Consider the following 538-nt stretch of genomic DNA (forward strand, 5'->3'; position numbering starts at 1 on the left):
GCCTTTGCGCTATTCTTGCGTCTCTCTCGTGCTTTTCTTATTACTTATGAGACGCGGCGTATTACTGCAACGGCAGTCGACGCAAATCGAGCAGCTTACGAGCGATCTGTACACCCCACTCACGCTCAAAGCTGCGTAATCTGCGCATGTTGAACGTGAAACTCTCAAATTCATTGCGCAAAGCCAATGAAACGTTTGAACAATGGCAACTGGGTGAACTTATCCACGAGCCGCTCAACGATCGCTTACGCTTTGTGATGATTGATTTGCCATTTTTGCGCAGCATGTACGTGCAACACGGCTATAAAGCAGGCCTAGAACTCGAGCGCGCTTTGGGGTGTTCATGAGTGAGAAATCCAAAACCAGCACGTCTCTACCACTTTTCGGATGCCAATTTGCTTTACATCGAGCCCAATGCCGAAGCGCGATTACTCGGCAGAGGCCGTCTTTAGTAAAGTGCAAGCGTGGGTAGATGAGTTTGCCGCTGAGCATGCGGTCAACCGAACCGTTCGAATGGGCATGGCCGATTACCCATTCT

General features: G+C 50.0%; 1 pseudogene. It reads left to right on the plus strand.

Features of this window, described 5'->3' with window-relative positions:
• Nucleotides 1-538 (plus strand): annotated as a pseudogene (locus CIK04_RS26455) (tetratricopeptide repeat protein); the annotation flags it as partial.

The sequence above is a fragment of the Vibrio sp. 03_296 genome (assembly GCF_002265885.1).